The sequence below is a fragment of the Paludibaculum fermentans genome, assembly GCF_051172195.1.
GTDB classification, from domain to species: domain Bacteria; phylum Acidobacteriota; class Terriglobia; order Bryobacterales; family Bryobacteraceae; genus Paludibaculum; species Paludibaculum fermentans_A.
In genome coordinates, this window is sequence record NZ_JBPJAQ010000001.1 from 5,696,293 (window position 1) to 5,716,580 (window position 20,288).

General features: G+C 60.9%; 15 protein-coding genes and 1 tRNA gene. 9 read left to right on the top strand and 7 right to left on the bottom strand.

The window, feature by feature from the left end; translation table 11 throughout:
• The first annotated feature begins 2 nt into the window (after nt 1-2).
• Nucleotides 3-524 (top strand): PEP-CTERM sorting domain-containing protein, encoded by a 522-nt coding sequence (locus ACR9Y2_RS22835; RefSeq protein WP_435043970.1) that lies wholly within the window; start codon nt 3-5, stop codon nt 522-524.
• 100 nt (nt 525-624) lie between these two features.
• Here ACR9Y2_RS22835 and ACR9Y2_RS22840 read toward each other — a convergent pair whose 3' ends face one another.
• Nucleotides 625-1,851: a threonine synthase gene (locus ACR9Y2_RS22840; protein WP_435043971.1), complete on the bottom strand. Its 1,227-nt coding sequence runs from the start codon at nt 1,849-1,851 to the stop codon at nt 625-627.
• A gap of 21 nt (nt 1,852-1,872) precedes the next feature.
• Here ACR9Y2_RS22840 and ACR9Y2_RS22845 point away from each other — a divergent pair, with 21 nt between their 5' ends.
• Together ACR9Y2_RS22845 and ACR9Y2_RS22850 are read left to right on the top strand one after the other, a co-directional pair.
• Nucleotides 1,873-4,806 carry a M14 family zinc carboxypeptidase gene (locus tag ACR9Y2_RS22845; RefSeq protein WP_435043972.1) on the top strand — a complete coding sequence of 978 codons (2,934 nt, stop codon included), beginning with the start codon at nt 1,873-1,875 and terminating at the stop codon, nt 4,804-4,806.
• Nucleotides 4,803-5,504, top strand: a complete 702-nt coding sequence (locus ACR9Y2_RS22850) for a lytic transglycosylase domain-containing protein (protein ID WP_435043973.1) — start codon at nt 4,803-4,805, stop codon at nt 5,502-5,504. Before ACR9Y2_RS22845 ends, ACR9Y2_RS22850 begins: the two co-directional genes overlap by 4 nt.
• Here the strand turns inward: ACR9Y2_RS22850 and ACR9Y2_RS22855 are convergent.
• From ACR9Y2_RS22855 to ACR9Y2_RS22865, 3 genes are read right to left on the bottom strand one after another with little or no spacing between them, the layout of a single operon-like run.
• Complete coding sequence (locus ACR9Y2_RS22855) at nt 5,440-7,059, bottom strand: carboxypeptidase regulatory-like domain-containing protein (protein ID WP_435043974.1); 1,620 nt, start codon at nt 7,057-7,059, stop codon at nt 5,440-5,442. The two genes, ACR9Y2_RS22850 and ACR9Y2_RS22855, sit on opposite strands and share 65 nt — an antisense overlap.
• Nucleotide 7,060: 1 nt before the next feature.
• Nucleotides 7,061-8,014, bottom strand: a complete 954-nt coding sequence (locus tag ACR9Y2_RS22860; protein ID WP_435043975.1) for an MDR/zinc-dependent alcohol dehydrogenase-like family protein — start codon at nt 8,012-8,014, stop codon at nt 7,061-7,063.
• Complete coding sequence (locus ACR9Y2_RS22865; protein WP_435043976.1) at nt 8,011-8,286, bottom strand: helix-hairpin-helix domain-containing protein; 276 nt, start codon at nt 8,284-8,286, stop codon at nt 8,011-8,013. The genes ACR9Y2_RS22860 and ACR9Y2_RS22865 overlap by 4 nt, the downstream gene beginning before the upstream one ends.
• A gap of 22 nt (nt 8,287-8,308) precedes the next feature.
• Here ACR9Y2_RS22865 and ACR9Y2_RS22870 point away from each other — a divergent pair, with 22 nt between their 5' ends.
• The 3 genes from ACR9Y2_RS22870 to ACR9Y2_RS22880 all read left to right on the top strand — a co-directional run bounded on the left by ACR9Y2_RS22870 (nt 8,309) and on the right by ACR9Y2_RS22880 (nt 10,193).
• A complete protein-coding gene (locus ACR9Y2_RS22870) occupies nt 8,309-8,629 on the top strand; it encodes an L-rhamnose mutarotase (RefSeq protein ID WP_435043977.1) in 321 nt (106 codons plus the stop codon).
• A 55-nt stretch (nt 8,630-8,684) separates the two neighbouring features.
• Complete coding sequence (gene thrC / locus ACR9Y2_RS22875; protein WP_435043978.1) at nt 8,685-10,004, top strand: threonine synthase; 1,320 nt, start codon at nt 8,685-8,687, stop codon at nt 10,002-10,004.
• A gap of 112 nt (nt 10,005-10,116) precedes the next feature.
• A tRNA-Arg gene (locus ACR9Y2_RS22880) sits at nt 10,117-10,193 on the top strand.
• Between the two features lie 244 nt (nt 10,194-10,437).
• On the opposite strand, the gene ACR9Y2_RS22885 is transcribed toward ACR9Y2_RS22880, so the two are convergent.
• The gene (locus ACR9Y2_RS22885) at nt 10,438-10,755 is read right to left on the bottom strand and encodes a transposase (RefSeq protein WP_435043979.1); all 318 of its coding nucleotides are present in this window, start codon (nt 10,753-10,755) and stop codon (nt 10,438-10,440) included.
• A gap of 603 nt (nt 10,756-11,358) precedes the next feature.
• On the opposite strand from ACR9Y2_RS22885, the gene ACR9Y2_RS22890 reads away from it, so the two are divergent.
• Nucleotides 11,359-12,720, top strand: coding sequence for an amidohydrolase (locus ACR9Y2_RS22890; RefSeq protein ID WP_435043980.1), 1,362 nt, complete (start codon nt 11,359-11,361; stop codon nt 12,718-12,720).
• Nucleotides 12,721-12,722: 2 nt separating this feature from the next.
• Here the strand turns inward: ACR9Y2_RS22890 and ACR9Y2_RS22895 are convergent, their stop codons facing one another.
• Entirely contained in the window at nt 12,723-13,133 is a 411-nt protein-coding gene (locus ACR9Y2_RS22895; RefSeq protein WP_435043981.1) for a hypothetical protein, read from the bottom strand.
• Between the two features lie 232 nt (nt 13,134-13,365).
• On the opposite strand from ACR9Y2_RS22895, the gene ACR9Y2_RS22900 reads away from it, so the two are divergent.
• Nucleotides 13,366-17,112, top strand: coding sequence for an RHS repeat-associated core domain-containing protein (locus ACR9Y2_RS22900; RefSeq protein ID WP_435043982.1), 3,747 nt, complete (start codon nt 13,366-13,368; stop codon nt 17,110-17,112).
• A 421-nt stretch (nt 17,113-17,533) separates the two neighbouring features.
• Here ACR9Y2_RS22900 and ACR9Y2_RS22905 read toward each other — a convergent pair whose 3' ends face one another.
• Complete coding sequence (locus tag ACR9Y2_RS22905; RefSeq protein WP_435043983.1) at nt 17,534-18,118, bottom strand: IS110 family transposase; 585 nt, start codon at nt 18,116-18,118, stop codon at nt 17,534-17,536.
• 96 nt (nt 18,119-18,214) lie between these two features.
• Between ACR9Y2_RS22905 and ACR9Y2_RS22910 the strand changes: the two genes are divergently transcribed.
• Nucleotides 18,215-19,042, top strand: coding sequence for an RHS repeat-associated core domain-containing protein (locus ACR9Y2_RS22910; RefSeq protein WP_435043984.1), 828 nt, complete (start codon nt 18,215-18,217; stop codon nt 19,040-19,042).
• Nucleotides 19,043-20,288: the final 1,246 nt, after the last annotated feature.

The following is a 20,288-nucleotide window of genomic DNA, read 5'->3' on the forward strand; positions in this document are numbered from 1 at the left end:
CTATGACCATCAAACTTCTACAGCCGGTGCTGCTTGGCCTGCTCTGCGGCTTCCCGGCGTGTGCGGATTCGATTTCGGTCGTGTTCACCCCTTCGCTGCTGACGGGTTCGCAGGGCGTGACGCTGACCTTCCAGGGCGCGCTCGGGACGACCACCAGCGACCTGCCCTACGATGCGTATCTCAACTCGCTCAGCATCTCGCTGGCCGGGCCGTTGGATTGGAGCTTCGATTCCACTCCATTCATGGCGAATGCGCCGCTGCAACTGGCGAGCGGTGCTGCCACAGGGCCGTTCGACTTCTTCTCCGTGACGGTCCCGCTTGGGCTGGCGCCCGGGCTCTACGATGGGGCAGTGTCCGTCCTGGGGGGCACGGATCCGGATTCCGAAGTGATCCTTGGCGTCTCGGGTTTTCAAGTCCAGGTGGAGGAGGCGCCAGCGCCGGTGCCGGAACCAGCGTCATCGCTGCTGCTGCTGGCTGGCGGAGTGGGTGGGGTGCTGCTGTTGCGGTTGCGGCAAAGGCGCTGACGAGACGGCGGGGTCCGGTCATGGTTCCGTGCGATCGGGATCGCCGGACCCAAGGCTGAGAATCAGGCGGCAGAGCGTTGGGAGTCTGCCGCCCGGTGCACTAGCGCGGTGTAATCAGTCCCCCCAGTTTGTCGCTCTCGCTCTCGGACGTCCTTGGAAACAAGGTGGAGTAGGCTTCGAGATATTTCAGCCCGGCGCCGGTATTGTAGACCACGATCTTCTCTTCCGGCTGCAGGAATCCGTTCTTCAACAGTTGATCGAGCGCAGCGAAACAGGCCGCTCCTTCGGGGGCCGCAAAGATGCCTTCGCGGCTCGCCAGTTCCGCCCCGGCGAGGAGGGACGCCCGGTCACTGACGGCCACACAGGTTCCTTTGCTGGCCCGGACCGACTGCAGGATGAGGAAATCGCCCAGCGGTTTCGGCACACGCAGGCCGCTGGAGACGGTCATGGCGTTCTCCCAGAACGTGCTGCGTTCGGCGCCCTGCTCGAAGGCGCGCACCACCGGAGCGCAACCATCCGCCTGGACCACGATCATCTTCGGCCGCTTGGACCCGATCCAACCCAGCGCTTCCATTTCGTCGAACGCCTTCCACATGCCAATCAGGCCGACGCCGCCGCCGGTGGGATAGAAGATGGCGTCCGGCAGATTCCACTGGAACTGCTCGGCCACCTCATAACCCATCGTTTTCTTACCCTCGATGCGGTACGGCTCCTTCAAAGTATTGATTTCAAACCAGCCCTCGGCCTCTTTCCGCTCGCTGACGATGCGGCCGCAGTCGCTGATCAGGCCATCGACCAGCGTGACCTTGGCGCCGAAGCTCTTGCATTCGATGTAGTTGGCCTGGGGCACGTCCTTCGGCATGAAGATGTGCGCTTCGATGCCCGCGGCCGCAGCGTAAGCCGCCGTCGCACTGGCAGCGTTGCCGGCCGAGCCAAGCGCTACCTTCTTGATCCCCAGCTCGTGGCACATCGAGATGCAGCAGGCCAGCCCGCGCGCTTTGAACGAACCCGTCGGATTGATGCCTTCGTCCTTCACCCAAAGGTTCTGAGCTCCTACGGCTGCGCCATAGTGGCGGGCCCGGATCAGCGGGGTCCAACCTTCACCTAGGGAAATCATCGACGTAGGCTTCGATACCGGCAGCACGGGCGCGTACCGCCACATGGAGGACGGCCCGCTGGCGATCCACTCCCGGCTCCAGCCGTTGCGCGCGGCTTCCAGGTCATAACGCACCAGCAGCGGCCCGCCGCACTCGCAGAGATTATGCGCCTGGTGCGCCGGATACGTTTTTCCGCACAGGCTGCATTCTAGGTGTGTGAGAGTGGTCATCTCTTGCAGCATACTGAAAACATGTCTCGCGTGACTTGTCCTGCGGTCCTCTTTTTCCTCGGCGCCAGCCTCGCGCTGGCTCAAACCCAGAAGCTCGACGACGGTTACGCGAAGAAAATCCGCGAATTCACGACCGATCCGATGTTCCTGACGGAGCTCGTCGACCACTTGCCGGTTTCGGACAAGGTGCCGACTCCGGAGAAGTTCCTGGGCTACATTGCCGGTGCGGAGAACAAGCTCACCTACGCCAAGGACATCTACCGCTATATGCGCGAGGTGGAGAAGACCTCGCCTCGCGTGCGGGTTCTCTCCATCGGACAGACCGAGGAGAACCGCGAAATGGTGGTGGTCGTGGTATCGAGCGAGGCCAATCTGGCCCGCTTGGACCGGCTGAAGCAGATCACGGCGACGCTGGCCGATCCGCGCAAGACGACGCCGGCGGAAGCGGACAAGTTGATCGCGGAGGGTTTGCCTTTCTACTGGGCGACCGCCTCCATCCATTCGCCGGAGACCGGTTCACCGGAGATGTCGATGGAGTTGGTCTACCGTTTGGCGGTGGAGGAGACTCCATTTATCCAGAAGATCCGCGACAACGCGATCGTCCTGGTCACCCCGGTAGTTGAGGTGGATGGCCGCGAGAAGATGGTCGACCTCTACCGCTGGAAGAAGGAGAATCCGGGGAAGATCGCCCCCAGCCTGCTGTATTGGGGTAAATATGTTGCACACGACAACAATCGCGACGGCATGGCTCTCTCCCTGGCCCTTAGCCGCAACATAACAAAGGCTTTTCTGCAATTCCACCCGCAGGTTCTGCACGATCTGCACGAGTCGGTGCCGTTTCTTTATACGTCCACCGGCATGGGACCTTACAACGCTTGGCTCGATCCCATCGTCATCAATGAGTGGCAGAAGCTTGCCTACTACGAGATTGAAGAGATGACGAAGCGCGGCGTGCCGGGCGTCTGGACCCACGGGTTCTACGACGGTTGGGCCGCCAACTACCTCATGGAAGTCGCCCACGGGCACAATTCGATCGGCCGGTTTTACGAGACCTTCGGGAACGGAGGCGCGGACACGCGCGAGCGCACCGTGCCGGCCGCCCAGACCACGCGAGCCTGGTTCCGCCCGAATCCGCCGCTGCCGAAGGTGAAGTGGTCGCAGCGCAACAACGTGAACATGCAGCAATCCGCGCTGCTGCTGGCCATGAACTACACGGCCACGAACAAAGAGACGTTCCTCCGCAATTTCTGGCTGAAGAGCCAGCGCAGTGTCGCGAAAGCAACCACCGAAGGTCCGGCCGCCTACATCATCGATGCCAGCGTGCGTCCGAACGAGGCGGCTTCGCTGGCTGACCAACTGGCAATGCATGGTGTCGAGGTACAGCGTCTCACCCAGCCTTACCAGGGCAATGCCGCCGGCGCGTATGTCGTCCGCATGGATCAGCCTTACTCGCGGCTGGCCGATATGCTGCTGGACCGTCAATACTACAACGCCAACGATACGCCGCCTTACGACGACACCGGTTGGACGGTCCAGGCCCTGCGCAATCTCAAGAGCGCCCGGATTACGGACGTTGCCGTGCTGAAAGCGGCGATGGCGCCCGTTACCGGCTCGATTACGCCCGAGGGCAAGCTCACCGGCGACGGAGCGGTCTACGCCATTAACCACAATGCCGACCGGGTGTTGGCCACGCTGCGCTACAAGTTGAAGGATATAAAGATGAACGCGGCTGAGGAGGCTTTCGAAGCCGAAGGCCAGAAGTTCGTCGCGGGTTCGTTCCTGATTCCAGCCTCGGGCAATCCCTCAGATCTGCGGCAGCGCCTGCAGTCGGCCGCGACGGAACTGGGCGTCAACATTGTTGCCCTGAAGAGCGCTCCGAAGACGGCGCAGCACCCGCTGGCCGCTCCGCGCATCGCGCTGGTCCACAACTGGTTGAATACGCAGAACGAAGGCTGGTTCCGGCTGGCGATGGACACGACGGGTGTCCCGTACACCTACATCTCCGATCACACCGTGGCCGCGACAGCGGACCTGCGGTCGAAGTTCGACGTCATCATCCTCGGCCCGATGGGCGGGACAGCTCAGCGCATCGTCAACGGCATGCCGAAACGCGGGGAGCCTGTGCCGTGGAAAGCCTCCACGCTAACTCCTAATTTTGGAACCTCGCCGGATCAAACGGACGACATCCGCGGCGGTCTGGGCCTGGAAGGCGTGCAGCATATCCGCGACTTCGTCGAGGCGGGCGGTCTGTTCATCACCATCGGAGGCAATGCTTCCTTGCCCATCACGTATGGATTGATCGACGGCATCACGATCCAGCCCACGCGGGAATTGAAGGTCCGGGGCAGCGTGCTGGATTCGGCGATCTCTGACGCGCGCAGCCCCATCGCTTACGGTTACTCCGAGCATCTGCCGGTCTACATGGGCGCCGAACTGGTTCTGAACGCCAGTGCGACGGCTGGTTTGGGCGGTGGGGGCGGCGGCCAGGCAGCCAGCGTGAGCGGCCAGAACCGAGCCAGCGGCCGCGGCGGTGTCACTGATCCCGATATTATCCAGGGGCGCCCTCCGGCTCCGGCCGTGCCTGAACCCAAGCCGGGCGAACTCAGTGCGGAGATGCTGGAGAACATGCGCGCCTACCTGCCGACCCCGGCCGAGCGTCCGCGCACGATTCTCAAATTTGGCGAGGAGAAAGACCTGCTGATTTCCGGCCTGCTGGCTGGGGGCAGGGAACTCGCGGGCAAGCCGGCACTGGTCGATGTACCCCAGGGTAAGGGCCACTACGTCCTGTTTGCTATCAACCCCATGTGGCGCCAGCAGACCCAGGGTAGCTTCATGCTGCTGTTTAACGCCGCAATGAATTTTGAGAACCTGGGAGCAGGCCGGCCCGCCGGTACCGGCCGCCTGACTGAGCCGCCCACTGCCGGTGACGACGACTTCAACGACCAGATGCAATGATGCGCTTCGCTCTTTTCCTTGTCCTCGCCGCCCTGCCGCTCGCCGCGGCCGACATCGCCGTGCTCCACACGGGCGCCCGGATCCGTGCGCAACGCATCGAGAAACTGGAAGACCGCTACATCCTGATCAGCGCCGACAGCCGGATTGAGCTGAAGGCTGATCTGATCGCGGAACTGGAGCATGAAGACGACCCGCCTTCGCCGCAGGCGGCTCCGGCGGACAAGTCCCCCACGCCCCCGCCATTCAAAGAAGTGGATCCTAAGAAACTGGTCACGGAAGCAGCGCTGAAGTACGGGCTTCCTCCGGCGATCGTCCACGCCCTGGCCATGACGGAATCCGCTTATCAGACGAATGCCGTCTCTCGCGCCGGCGCGATTGGCGTCATGCAATTAATGCCTGGTACGGCCCAGTCCCTCAACGCCGACCCTCGCGACGTTGAGCAGAATATCGACGCCGGAACGCGCCTGCTGCGCGAACTGCTGTTGAAGTACGAGAACGATCCCAACCCGGTGCGCCGCGCCTTGGCTGCCTACAACGCGGGTTCGGGCGCCGTCGCCAGATACAACGGCGTTCCCCCTTATCGCGAAACCCAGGCCTATGTCGAGAAGGTGATTGAGCGCTACTGGAAGCAGGTCAACGCTCCGCAGTCGGTATCACTCGCAGCTCAAGGTTCTGCGGCCCAGACTCCCGCACAGTGACCTTTTTCGCTTTCGACAGCAGGGGCTTGAGGAATTCCTCGTCCTCCAGCGCGCCTGCTTCCAATTGATCGAGGGACAAGATGGCGTACTCACCCGGAGCGACGCTGGGCAGCTTGAAGGCTCCATTCTGGTCAGTACGCGTGACGCGCATGCGGAAGGCCCGCTTCGGCACCGGCACCAGTCCGACATTCACAGAGGGCACTGGTTCGCCCTTGTCGTTCTGAACAACTCCGCCGACATCCGCGGTCGCCAGGCCCAGGGCGATCGCCAGCGGAGTCGCTGCATTCGAAATATCCGCTTCGTCGCTCTCCAGCGTCTTCTCGCCGAACTTGATTTCCTTCACGTAGTGGGTGGCAGGCATGCCGGTGAGGGCCAGCCTGTACCGCCCCGCCACCAGATTGCCGAGGACGAAATCGCCGTTATCGGCCGCCGAGGACATGGCGAAGGTGGCCACAATATCGTCCGCCGGCACGGCCACGATCTTGATCGAGCCGACTTTCAGCTCAGGTGAGGGGTCGGCCACCAGGTGGCCTTTCACTTCAAACGGGGCGGCCGCCTGGACGTTCACCTTCTCAATGGGCTGGTCGCCGATCTCAATGGACGATTTCACGACATAGGCCACATTGCCGAGCCCCGTCGGCAGGGTCTGCAGGATGTAAGCGCCGGGCGGCACGTTCTTGAAGGTGAACTTGCCGTCCGCGCCCTGCAGCAACGCCCGCGGCCCCATCGCCCGGCCGATTGGGCCGGCGTCTTTCGGCACCAGGCTGAGATAAGTGACGGAGGATGTGCTGGCCGGGATGCCGTCGATGACGCCCGTGAACGTGACCGTCTTCACCTTGCTCATGCGGATGTCGATGCCAGGCACCTCGGAGGAGTCCTTGATCTCAATGGACTGCGCCTCGGCGACGGTGGGCACCGACGGGAAGCAGGTGTTGGCCAGCGACTCTTCCACGCCGGTCTTGACGTCCTTGGGATTCAACTGAGGTTGGTAGGATCCCTCCAGCACCGCGCAGACGACGAACTTGCCGGGCGGCAACTGGCCAATCCTGTACTCACCCAGATCGTTGCTCATCACCGGCACCGTGCCGGCCGGCAGGCGGATCTTCTTCCCATTGGCGTAGATGTTGTTCATCGCCAGTACCAGGGCTTTGGCCACCGGTTCGCCATCGTTGTCGACGATTTTGCCGGCGATGATGCCTTGCTTAGGAAGGGCGATATTCATGCCGGTCAGCCCGGCTCCGGCATCAATCCGCAGGGTCTGTCCCAGCGCTTCGCCCGGGCTCTTCGCTCCGTAGGCCGTCGCCTGGTACCCCGTCTTCTCAGCCGTCAAGCGGTAGCGCCCGGGTTTGACGTCCTTGAGAGTGTACTTTCCGTCATCGCCCGTCTCGGCCGATTGCGACTGTTCGCCGCCGCCGATCAGCGTCAGGGTCACCTTGGCCTTGCGGAGAGCCGTCTGCGTCGCCGCATGGGTGATGGAACCCTCCAGAGTCGCGGGCTTCACCTCCTGCGCGGCTGGAGCCTGCATCAGCATCGCCATCACGATCAGGGAAATCATGTTAGGAACCTCGCAACAACACCTTCAAAACTCCGCGTTCCTGCGCACGCGCAAACGCCCGCGGCGCGTCGGCCAGCGGGCATTCTTCCGAAATCATCTGGTCCAATTGTAATTTGCCGGTTTGGAGCAACTTGAGCGCCGGTTCGAAGCGGCCGCAACGCGAACCCACCAGTGTGATCTCATTGACGATCACCGGAGCGGCGTCCAGGGCGACCGTTCCATGCACGGTGGACTTCATGATGATGGTCCCGCGCGGCCGTGTCATGCCCACAGCCTGCATCAGACCTTCGCTGGAGCCGGTTGCCTCCACCACATAGTCATACGCGGCGGCCGGCAATTTGTTCGATAATCTCGCATCAATGCCCGCTGCTTCGGCGATCCGCAGTTTCTCTTTATGACGCCCGTATTGGTGTACTTCCATTCCCGAGAAACGCAACGTTTGGCCAATCAGCAGCCCCAACTTCCCATCGCCCAGCACCGCCACCTTCTCGCCGCGAGGGATCCTGACCTGATCGAGGATCTCGCAGGCCGCCGCGATGGGTTCCGTGAAGACCGCATGTTCGGTCTTTACCTTGGCCGGCACCGCGCGTAGATTCGCCTCGGGCAGAGTGAGGAGTTCGCGGAACGCTCCGGGATGCCGCACGATGCCGAGCACGGTTCGCCGGGGACAATGCCGTCCCAGGCCGCGCGTGCACCAGTCGCAATGCCCGCAGGGGAGGTTGATCTCGCCCACTACGCGGCGGCCCACCCAGCCGGGATCGTCGCTATCCACCACCTCGCCGACGAACTCGTGGCCTGGCGTCCCCTTGAAGCCATAGTAGCCGCGGAGGAGTTCGATGTCGGTGTTGCAGATGCCGCCGCAGATCAGCCGGATGAGCGCCGACCCCTTGGGCCTGCGCGGCGCGGGCATCCGGCGCACCGTCACGGCGCCCGCTTCGAGATGGACCCCAATCATCGGATCTGGCCCTTCCGCACGCGGCTCCAGTACCACCAGTTGCGCTGCTCCGCCGGCAGGTTTGGGTCTTTCGCCTGCGCCACCGCGCAGACAAACACATCCAACACGCACGGGTCCTGCCTCTGACCGGTGAATTCACACAGCCGGTCGTACATCTTCCGTCCCGACTGCTTCTTCAACTGATCGATGTTGGCGATCCCGAGCAGTTCCAAATCCTTCAGCATCTTTGGACCAATTCCGTCCAGATCCTTGAGTTTTCGCAAATCTGCCATGGCAAGGGATATGATGCCAGAGATGCAACGCGTCTGCTTCCTCCTTCAAGTCAAGAAAGACCGCCTGGCCGAATACAAAGAGCGGCACAAGTCCGTCTGGCCTGAGATGCTCCAGGCCCTGGGCGACACCGGCTGGCACAACTACTCGTTATTCCTGCGGGACGACGGACTGCTGGTCGGGTATGTCGAGACGCCTGATTTCCAGAAGGCCCTGGACGGCATGGCCGGGTTGGAAGTGAATGCCCGCTGGCAGGCCGAAATGCGCGAGTTCTTTGAGGACACGACGGGCCGCAACGCCGATGAACGGATGCGGCCGTTGGAGCAGGTTTTCTACCTGGCCTGAAGCCGATTACCGGACAAGTTAGGAAACCAGGAATCCTCCCGAGTAAACTAGAGGGTTGGAACCCGCACTTCTTTCCTGTCTGAATCCTCACTGCCGCGCCCAGTTCGCCGTGGAAGAGGTTCTCTATACGTGCCCGCGCTGCGGAGCGTTGATCGAAGCCACTTATCCGGGGATGGCCCTGGATCCTGCCGCGACTAAGCGGATGTGGCGCGAACGCCGCATGTCCAACGCGCCCCTCGACCAGTCCGGCGTCTGGCGCTACCGCGAGATGCTCGGCTTTGTCGATACCACGGTTCACGAGGTGGTGACGCTGCGGGAAGGGAACACGCCCCTGCTGCCGGCTCCCCCAGCGGCCCAATTCGGCGGCCTGGATGCCTTGGTCTTCAAGCACCAGGGCTTCAATCCCACGGGCTCGTTCAAGGATAACGGCATGACCTGCGGAGCCACGCAGGGCCTGCGCCTGGGCATGCAGCGCGTGGCGTGCGTCTCCACCGGCAATACTTCCGCGTCGATGGCCGCCTATGCCTCCAGCGCCGGGATGACGCCCATCATCTTCCTGCCGCACGGCAATATCAGCTACGGGAAACTCGCCCAGGCGCTGGAGTATGGCGCGCTGACGCTGCAGGTGGAAGCGAACTTCGACCAGATTCTTGCACTGGTGCGGGTGCTGGCCGATGAGACCGGCATTTACCTGCTGAACAGCGTGAACCCGTTCCGGATCGAGGGCCAGAAGACGATCATGGTCGAGATGCTCGATCAGCGGGACTGGCAGGTGCCGGACTGGGTGGTCGTCCCGGGCGGGAACCTGGGCAACATTTCGGCCTTCGGCAAAGGCTTCCGGGAATTGTTGGCCATGGGCTTCATCGACAAGCTGCCCCGGTTTGCGGTGATCCAGGCCGCGGGTTCGGCGCCGTTCTACGACTACTTCCTCAACCGTTCGGAGTTCCACCCGATCCCAGATCCGGAGACGCTGGCGACGGCGATCCGCATTGGCGATCCGGTGTCCTGGCCGAAGGCGATCCAGGTGATCGACGATTCCAACGGCGTGGTGGAAAGCGTGACGGAGCAGGAGATCGCCGACGCCAAGGCGATAGTCGGCCGGTGCGGCATCGGCTGTGAGCCGGCCTCGGCCGCGACGCTGGCCGGAATCAGGAAATTGACCGCGGCTGGAGTAATGGCGCCGGATGCGGACGTAGTGGCGATTCTGACCGGCAATGTCCTGAAGGATCCGGATTACATTTACAAGTACCACACGGGCCAGTTGAAGACACCCTCGGGCGAGATGATTGCGCCGGGGTATGGGAACAGTCCGGTTGTGGTGCCCAACGATCCCGGCAAAATCGTGGCGCTGCTGGCGGAGCGAGTGGGCTCCTGAGGCAGGTTCCGCCCAGGGTAGCGCGAATAGGTAGGACCCAGGTGCAGTGGTAAAATCACAGCAGGCTGATCGAACTTCGCGACAGGTAGAGATCCGCCTATGAGAGCAGTTTGGGACCGTAGCTCAGTTGGATAGAGCATCTGCCTTCTAAGCAGAGGGTCGCAGGTTCGAGTCCTGCCGGTCCTACCATTTCTTATCAGTAGCTTACACGGACTTAAGGAACGCGGCGGAGAGTAGATTTTGATACGGTGACATCCTGCTCTTTCCGAAGGTGGGCCGGACCGTATCGGAACGTCGGACTCGGCGGTTGTGCCTGCAGCGAACCTTGAGCTCAGTGAGAACATGGAGCTTCTGTCCGGGTCGCGGTAAGGATATCGGTTGCCCGATATGGCTCTACCCCAACAACGGGGGCAGACCCCAATTCCAGACCTTCCTAAGAACATAGCACCTGCACGCGTTGCCGGTAGTTTTCGAAGTTGCGGAACCCGTACGCCTGCCTGCTGATCGTCTCCATTTTATTGTGAAATCCCTCGGTGATGCCGTTGGAGCGAGTGAAGCGCCACATGCGCGCAATCTCGGCCGACCAGGAGTGGAGCGTGTCTCCGAGCGTGACGAGTTGCGCCAATCCGGACTGGCGCAAGTCAACGATGGCGCGCAAGAAGCGGGGGACCAGCTTCCGGCGTTGCTTGCGCGGTCTACTCTTCTTCAGCAGGATGGTCCCAGATACTGAGGCGGCGCCGAGAAGATACACGTCATCGCCGCCCGGACCTCGCTTTCCCGACGCTGTTGCAACTGGCTGCTAAGGCTGGCTGACCGCCACCATAGTGCTGAACCGCCCTGGCTTACACCCGCAGTTCAGGAATGCCGCGGGTTAGAGCCGGGCACGGAAAGTTCTGAAGCGCCCCAGGATGGCGCAGTCGGTCCACGCCACGACGATTTCCGGGATTTTCTAGAATCGTGGAAAACCACGAGTTCCTCTCGCCTTGCGGCAGCTTGCTCGGGCGTAACGGCTTGTTATGCAGCCGGTCCAGAAGTTTGGGGAATCGCTTTACGGTGATCGGGTTACAGAGCAATGCGTCCATCTTGTGCTCGATGTCGGACTCAGCCGAATCTCCAAAGGTAAGGATTCAGTTCGGAACTATTCGGCACCCGAACGTGTCAAGTAACTATGCGGCTCCATTGGGTTTTGATGTGCCTGAGTGCGGGCGCCTGGTGCGCAGCGCAGCCGGCGACTCTGGCCGTGGTCCACGCACGGGTTTGGACCGGAGATGCGAAGCACCCGTGGGCGACGGCGCTGGCGGTATCCGGCGAGAGGATTCTGGCCGTGGGGTCCGACGCGGAGATCCATGCTCTCGTGGGCGCCAAGACACGAATCGTCGATGGGAAGGGATCACTCGTCACCCCCGGCTTGAATGATTCGCACATTCACCTGATGAGCTACGACCGCGCCCATCCCTTCCCGCCGATCTTCCTGCGCTTCCTGCACGGCAGACAGCAGGTAGCGGAGAAGATCGCGTCTTATGCGGCCAAACTCCCGAAAGGCTCATGGATTCTGGGCGAGGATTGGACAGATTCCGTCTGGGCGGGTCCGCTTCCTACGCGCGTATGGCTCGATTCGCTCGCGCCGGATCATCCGGTGTGGCTGGTCGGGCGGGAGGGCAACTCCGGGATTGCGAACAGCGCGGCGTTGCGTGCCGCGAAGATCGACCGGCAGACGGCCGACGAGCCGCCGGGTGCGATCGAACGGGACGGCAAGGGAGACGCGACGGGCGTGATCCGCGGCGGACCGATGTGGCGGATCGAGGCGACGCTGATCGAGCGCAGCCGCGATGCCGACGATCGCGCGATCGAGCAGGTGATGACGGGACTGCTGCGTACGGGCGTGACGTCGGTGCAACACAACAACAGCTGGTACGACTTCCTGGTGCTGCGACGGCTGCACCAGGAAGCTAAGCTGCGGATCCGCATCTATGCTTCGCCTCCACTACCCGCATGGGAACGGCTGCGGGACTATGTAGGCGCCCAAGGCCGGGGCGACACGTGGATGCACTGGGGCGGCCTGAAGGGATACGGCGCGATTCAGGCGGATCAGTATTACCGCTGGGTTTCCGGCGCATCCAAGGCGGGTTTACAGGTGATGGCGCACCTCGGGAGCGAATCGGAAATGCGGCAGCTGCTCCAGGTGTATGGGCGCGTGAGGGGTGAGCAGAAGTTGACGGATCCTCGCTTTCGGCTGGAGCACGGGCACGATATGCCCGCCGATCTGATCCCTGTATTAGCGCAAGTGGGCGCCGTCGCAAGCATGCAGCCTCCACTGCTGGCGCATTTCGACCAGCGTACGGCTCTGGGGGTGCCGGCACCCAAGAATCTCTTCCCATGCCGCGCGATTCTGGAAGCCGGCGTCAGGATCGCGTTCGGGACCGATACGTATCCCGCGACCGAGATAATTGCACCGGCCGCCTCGCTGCAGATGGCACTTGAGCGTGCTGCCCCGGACGGGACGCGTCTGACGATCGACGAGGCGCTACGCGCCTACACGCTGGATGCTGCGTACGCAGAGTTCGCCGAAAGGGAGAAAGGCTCGCTCGAACCCGGCAAACTTGCAGATTTCGTGCTGTTCGATCGCGATTTTACTCGTGGATCCGTCCATTCGATCGGCAATGCCGAAGCGCGCATGACCGTGGTCGGTGGGCGGGTGATGTACGACGCGCTTTGAGATCAACGGCGCAGGGACGAGAGCATCTTGAGCGCGTTCTGTACCACCATTTCGGCCGCCTGCGGAGCGAAGCCGCTGAGATCGACCTCGTATCCTCGCTCCTCGAAGAGATGCGCGGGCGGCAGATAGCCCGATCCTCCATTACAGTTGGTAAGGATAAATGTGTGCGAAAACGGGGACTGGCGGCGGATCGTCTTGCCGACCTCGACCAGCGCCTCACAGTCCAGCGCAAGAAACGCAACGTCCCCGACCCGCGCGGCCGACACCTCCAGGTACTTGGTGGGAGTCTCCGCAGGTTTGGCGGGCGTACCAGTCGGCCTTCCGGGTAGAGCCAGTTGCGCCGACCTGGTTTCGATATCGCCGGGAGGAGCGAGCGCCGTCAGGCCGAACAGGGCCAGCCTGACCCGTCCCACCGCAAATCACCAAAACCTGGCATCCAATTGGGGCTAATCACCCAGAAGCAGAGCCGATGCAGCCATCTTCTCCTCTAAGATGCCGCCGTTCGAACATCCACCGAACCCAAACGGGTGCCCCAGTCTGCCGAGAAGGCCCAGTTCTGCGCCATATCCCACAAAGAGGACAAGGGCGTCTGCAATCAGGAAGGGGAAACCCCCATTGGGACGGGTGCGCCCGTCCCGAACATTCTTGCCCCCCGCACCAGCCGTGCACACCCCGGAAGGCTCGATCTTCGCCTGGTACACGCCGAAGTACACGGGCGAACCGGGTTTCTATGGCAGCCTGACTTCGACCGGCGACACCTGCAGCGGCGTACTGCTGCGGACCGGCAATCAATGGATCTGCGGCCTGGCCGACGACACTTACAAGTCCACGGGCTGGAAGTACACGGATCCGGCGGGCCGGGAATACACAATCGCCGCGGACGGTATCACGTCTTCGGCCGGGAACCTGAAGGTGGCGTTTGTCCGCGACGCGCAGGGGCGGATCACGAAGATCACTGATCCCTTGGGCAAGCAGTATCTGTACGGCTACAACACGACGGGCGAGTTGACCAGTGTCACCTACCCATCGCTGACGGCGCCCTCGGGCTACACGTACGATCCGGGCCATCTGCTGAAGACCGAAACCGACCCGCGAGGCAATGTGGCGGGGACCACGATCTACGACGCGGCGGGCCGCCTGCAGTCGGTGACCGATGCGGCGGGCAACACAACGCAGTACGCCTACGATGTTGCCAATCGCAAGACCACGACCACCAACCCGGACACGGGCGTGGAAGAGGTGATCAGCGACGCCAACGGCAATGTCTTGAGCCGCAAGGACGGGCTCAATCGCATCACCACCTTTACCTACGACACGAAGAACAATCTCCTAACCGAGACCAACGCCCTCAACCAGACCACAACGAATACGTACGACGCCAATGGTTTCAAGACCTCGGTCAAGAATGCACTGAACGAGACGTCCAGTGCGGTGTTCAATGCCTACGGGGGGCCGACGTCGGTCACGAATCCGCTGAGCTTCACGCAGAGCGTGACGTACGACGCAACCTACAACATCAACACGATCAGCGACTCGATCGGCCAGGTGGCGCAGTTCTCGTGGAACTCGCACGGCCAGCCGCTGACGATGAAGGACGCTCGGGGAAACACGAGCCAGTATCAATATGACGCCTATGGCAACCGGACGAGCTACACGGATCCGGAAGGCCACACGACGTTGTCCACCTACAACTCGTTCGGGCAGAAGCTCAGCGAGACGGACCCGCGCGGCAACACGACCACCTACACCTACGACGACCTCGGCCACGTGCTGACGATAACGAATGCCGACGGCAAAACGACAACCTATGAGTACGATGCCAACGGCAACAAGACGGCCGAGGTGGATGCGCTCAGCCGGCGGACGACGTTCGAATACGACGCCAAGAACCGGCTGACGAAGACAACCTATCCGGATCTGACATACACAGAGACCACCTACGACTTCCGGGACAAGCCGCTGACGGTGCGGGATCAGGGTGGACGGATCACGAAGAACGTCTACGACAAGGCGGGTCAGCTCACCAGCGTGACCCATGCCTTTGGAACGGCCGACGCCGGAACGGTGAGCTACACCTACGACGACGCCGGCCGGAAGCTGACCGAGACGGACGAGCGGAATCACACGACGACGTCCGCCTATGACGCGGCGGGCCGGGTGCTCTCGGTGACCAACGCGCTCGGCAAGGTGACGAGCTTCACCTACGATGGAGCAGGCCGGAAGAAGACGCGGACCGACGCGAACAACCACACGACGACTTATGACTACGATGGCCGCGGCCGTCTTGTCACGACGACGTACCCCGACACGAAAACCGTCACGCACACCTACGATGGTCTCGGTGCAAGACTGACCACCACGGATCAGGAGAATCGCACCACCACCTGGACGTACGACAAGGCGAGCCGGCTGAAGCAGGTGACCGACGCGCTGAGCCAGGTGACCACCTACGGCTACGACGCGACGGGCAACAAGATCAGCCAGACGGACGCCAACAGCCACACGACGACCTACGAGTACGACAAGCTGAACCGGCGAACGAAGCGGACCCTGCCGCTGGGCCAGTCTGAAACCTTTACCTACGATGCCGTAGGAAACATGGCGACGCGGAAAGACTTCAACGGGAAGACGACGACGTTCGGGTACGACTCGTTGAACCGGCTGCTGTCGAAGACGCCGGACGCGAGCTTTGCCGCCTCGCCGGTCACATTTACCCATACGGCGACCGGCAAGCGGCAGTCGATGGTGGACCCCAGCGGGACGACGAACTACACGTATGACAATCGGGATCGATTACTAACGAAGGCAACGCCACAGGGAACGCTGACCTACACTTGGCACCCAAACAGCCTGGTGGCCTCGGTGATTTCGTCGAACACGAATGGTGTGAGCGTGGGGTATGAGTATGACGCGGCGAACCGGCTCCAGACTGTGACGGACAGCCGGTTGACCAACTCTACGAGTTACACATATGACGATGCTGGGAACTTGCAGTCGTTCACGTATCCCAATGGTGTGGTCCATGCGTTCACCTATGACGCGGCCGACCGGCCGACGAATCTGGCCGTGACCAAGGGCGGCGTGACACAGGCAAGTTACGCGCAGACCTTCAGCGACGCGGGTCGGAAGCTGACGGTGAACGAGAACGGTACTCGGTTGGTTAACTACGGCTACGACAACATCTACCGGTTGTTGTCGGAGACTATCGGGATGGATTCGTTGGTGTACGCGTTGGATCCGGTGGGGAACCGCCTGAACCGCGCATCGACGATTCCGAGACTGTCGACAGCGGGTAGCACTAATGACAACAACGACCGGTTGATGAGCGATGCTTACGATGCCAACGGCAACACGCTGGCGAGCGGTGGAAACAGTTACGGGTACGACTTCGAAGACCGGCTGACGAGCTTCAATGGCGGCGCAGTCACGATGACTTACGATGGCGACGGGAATCGGGTCGTGCGGACCGGGGGTGGTGTGACGACACGGTATCTCGTGGATGAGTTCACGCTGACCGGGTATGCACAGGTGACCGAGGAGGTTCAGGCGGGGGCGGTCGTGCGGCGATATGCCCATGGGCCACAGCGGATTAGCCAGACGCAACTAATCAGCGGGGCTTGGACTACGCATTACTATGGCTATGACTCCGGGTTCAGCGTGCGACTGTTGAGCAACGCGGCGGGTGCGGTGGCGGACACGTATACGTATGATGCGTTTGGGAATGAGATCGGATTGACGGCGACGACGCCAAATCTGTTCTTGTATCGCGGAGAGATGTGGGATTCCGCACTGGGGCTGTACTACTTGAGAGCAAGATGGTATGAACCGCAGACGGGACGGTTCCTAACCCAGGACAAATATGAGCCCGACTGTCCAAGTAACTGCGCCACTTGTTGTTCGGCTCGTTCATGCTGTGGGATGAATAGGCGCAGCGGCTCACGGGAGGAGAGTGATCTGAAGGCAATAGCCGCGCTCGCACTGGGAATCTCGCCCAGTCAAGTGTCGATGGCTCAACAAGCATCCGTTCACCTCTTCATCTTTGCTGACCAGGATCCCGTGAACAAGACCGATCCAACCGGTCTTTCAACAACAATATCGTGGGCAAAGATCGTGGCAGCCACTGTTATTCCTCTCGGAATGGCCTTCTATGAGCAGAAAACCCACGCGCTGGGTAATCTGATCGCTCAGGGGCTCAATGCCGCTGGCAAGATGCTGCAGTGCCAAGCAGACTACGTCAGATGCACTGACAAGTATCCGGTACCTCACAACCCCAAGCGTCGACGACCTGCGTATCCGAAAGTTCGATGCGACTTATGTCTGCTCATATGCCTGGAGGAGGCCCTTGACCCGACGGTCTACGATCCCTGGCCACACGGCAGATGCCCAATTTAGCGCCGGAGAAACCATATGACAACATTGACCAAGAACAAACGAAAGGCCTTGATCGAGTATGAGATCCGGCGTGTGACCCAGATTTTTGCGAAGCACATGCACGGCGCTGACAATTTCAATCGGGGTGTGGCGGCTCTCAATGAACACTGGCGCACCGTTCGGCATAGCCCTGCGGCAAGGTGGATTCGATTCTTTATTGTCGTTTGGTGTGCGCATCTATCATTGAGCGCAGGTCGACTGGAGGACGCGCTTGCGAAGTGCAAGGAATCATGGAGTCTTCCCGCAAGCACTGACGCGCGACTCAGCGTTGCGCGTTTGCAGGCACACTTGCTTCGGAGACTTGGCAGGTTGTCCGACTCGCTCAAGTGCTGCATAACCGGACTTCGAGTTTGCAGGCGTACAGGGGATCTGAAGGTGGCGTTCAGTCTGCTTGTCGAAGTGGCTCGGATGAACGAGCAAACCTCACTTGAGAAGGTGGCATCCGAATTCGGTCCCCTGGTGAAACAGGCATTGGCCATTTACGGGGCAGCCCCGAACCTTGACAGTGGAACGCCACTATCGAGACTGATGTCACTTCAGCATGCACTCGGTCGTGAGGAGGCCACTGCCGAAAGCGCGCATGATGCTGACACCGATGAATCGATCGTTCCCAGACGCCCTTCAACCTGACCCAGACAGTAGGCAGGTAGTCGAGGCGAAGCAGATGGCCAAGGACCACGACGTCGATCTTGTCGGTTTTCACCTTGGCTTGGGCAATGGCGCGGGTGAGCAACGGGTTGCTCACGGTTACGGAATGGACCAGGGGCTGTAGGAGTTCGACCACGGCCCAAGTGTTGAAGGTGGCCTCCATCACGACTTTATGAAGAGGAGAAAGGTGTTGCCGGGCAAAGGCGAGGATGGCCTCGCGAGTACCGGGAAAGCGTTGGCGGAGGAGGAGGCGGCCGGAGTCGTCGAAGGTGGCGGCCTCAATTTCTCTTTTATGGAGATCGAAAGCGGCGAATGGCATAATATATACACTCCTAATGTGAAACCAGCCAGGGAGCAGGAGTGGCCCGGCGATGAACTGGGTCACCGGCGAGCGAAGGGTGAACGGCAACTATCTATGCGAGCTCGAAGCTCAACCGGGTGGGCCGGAGGGGAGGCCAGATACGACGGCGGGCTCAAAGCCTATAAACAAACCCGGCCTACCCCGAGGTGTTCAACCCTGCTTCCGTGGCTGGGGAGTCGGCAATTCCACCTCGTCCCTGGCCCGGTGAGCACCAGCGTAGCGCCTGCCGCGGCACAGCCGCGAAGGCCGCTACGGTTTGATCATGCCCGGTACGATGGGTTTGGGGGCACGGTCGCCTCAACGGGGTCCACGTCGAATACATATCTCTATCGTGGCGAAGCCTACGACGCTCAATTGCGCTTGCAGTACCTGCGGGCACGATATAGTCGGCCGAATGCCGGAATTTTCCTGACCGGGGATCCGATTGAGCCATGCGGGGAGAGTGGCTGCGACAAGAATTATTGCACTGGCCACTTGTGCGTGCAGAGCACAGCTCTGAATCGGTACGTGTATGCGCTTGCTGATCCTGTCAATCACGACGATCCTACCGGCAAGATAGCCAGAACATCGCAAGCGAATTTATTGCTCTACTTGGTCGCCGCGACCTCTGCTACGGCGTCCTATTACTACAGCCAGAATGCAGATGCTGCAAATGTGCTTGTCACAATGTCCAAAGCGACGATAAAAGGACTATCGTGCAGCGCACACTTTGCACTGTGTCAAGGTTATGGGTGGCCTTGGACGGACCCAACTCTTAATACGAGTTTTGGACATAGTAGATGTAGGGAATGTATGATTACGTGTGAAGGCCTAGGCCGTTGGCCAGATAGTTGCGGAAGCGGTGGGTGCCGTTATTGGGAGGATTGGGTGAAGGAGTACTAGTAATTCGAGGAGGCGGAAATGCACGGTTCTTGGCATATTCTCACTTGGCCTCTGCGGCTAACATTTCTCGACCCTGAGGCCGCACGAACAATAATGTGGACAGACGAGTTGTGCTCCGGGCCGGTGCCTTCAGGACTCAGTTTTCGCGCTCTGACTCACCGCCGAAGCGAATTCTGGCGCGGAGTGGAGTCTCGTAGGACACCGCGGCCCAACTCGCAAATGATGGAAGCAATGAGAGCCCGGTCGACACCGCCACTTTGGCGGTACTCTCAGGATTCTATCGACGTTCTTCAGGCTGCGGAGGAGATCGTGATTTGGCTAGGGGAGGGCCCGGGCAGCCAATTGTCGATGCTGCAATGTGTTGAACTAGTTACCACAGACATCCCGGTGTCTGTGGTAACGAAGGTGTCATCATATCGAGATCACAGCAGAACGGAAGAGGCGTATCAGGGACGAACCGTTCTGTCTACCGATGTGAGACTATTGCTGAGCAAGCTCTGGCAACATTTCCGATCTCCCTCCCCTATAGCATTCCATGAATTGATCAGGTCAGTTCCGGAGTCGTTCGGGGGATTGAGGTCATTGGGTAAAAAGTTCCCACTTCTATTTCCTGCGAAGGTAGGCGGCGTCGATGACCTTCTCTTAAAGGTGCTATCGGCGGCCTCGTCTCGGTCGTTCTCTTTGGCGGAGTGTGTCGGGAAGGCATTGAGCGGAACAGGGATGGGCGACACATATCTGTTCGACAGGGTGTTTGCGGAGTTCAGCAAGCGCACGCCGCTTCTCGCCTTGGATGGATGCGCTTTCGATCCCGCATCTACAGTGTCAATGATGGCCCGCCCCCTAGTCACCACACAAGCCGGAGACGCCGTACTTAGGGGAGAACTGGACGCGATTGAACTAAACGGCATTGACACATGGGTAGGAGGGTGTCACATCAGTAGCGAGCCCCGAAGTGGGTTTCGCTGGTGTGAACATCAGCAAGAATTCTCCGAGTTGTGATAGCAATTCAGAGTGGACCAGTTGGCAACCGACTGAGTCGCGCTCCGACCGATAGGATGCCCTTCAGCCTGAACCATCGTATGCGTCCAGTGAAGCCATGCTCTAGCAGCCCGGCATCTGCCGGCGGCGACTAGACTTCAATGGGCTTCCAGTTCCCCGGCAACAATTCGTCCAATTGCTGGATCGGGGTAAGCGTCCGAAGCTGACCGTCTAGACGCGCCGCCGGTTCGGAGTCGATTCTGGAAAG